This window comes from Aequorivita sinensis (genome assembly GCF_006346335.1).
Lineage (GTDB): Bacteria > Bacteroidota > Bacteroidia > Flavobacteriales > Flavobacteriaceae > Aequorivita > Aequorivita sinensis.
In genome coordinates this window covers 1-323 of the sequence record NZ_VDMC01000082.1, presented here as the reverse complement: position 1 = coordinate 323, position 323 = coordinate 1, and the positions used below count along the sequence as shown (strand labels likewise).

Annotated in this window: 1 pseudogene; it reads right to left on the bottom strand. The window is 32.5% G+C overall.

Annotated elements, in window-relative coordinates:
- Positions 1-22: 22 nt before the first annotated feature.
- A pseudogene (locus FHP04_RS14450) lies at positions 23-202 on the bottom strand (transposase); the annotation flags it as partial.
- Positions 203-323: the final 121 nt, after the last annotated feature.

Here is a 323-nt window from a genome sequence, read left to right as displayed (position 1 = left end):
GGATCAAGAACAATTGTTGTGTTTATGCAAAAATCGTTGTTAATCTATACAGAAAGAATTCTACGTTTTTCACTCCTCTAAATTGTGCCCTAAATGCTTTTATCTTTGCATTGAATGATTCTGCTGGTGCATTTGTACTTCTGTTTAAAAAATAGTTGAGTATAGAGCGGTAATTTAAAGTAATGCTATTGGCTACCGTTTGGAAGCTCTTAAAGGATCAAGAACAATTGTTGTGTTTATGCAAAAATCGTTGTTAATCTATACAGAAAGAATTCTACGTTTTTCACTCCTCTAAATTGTGCCCTAAATGCTTTTATCTTTGC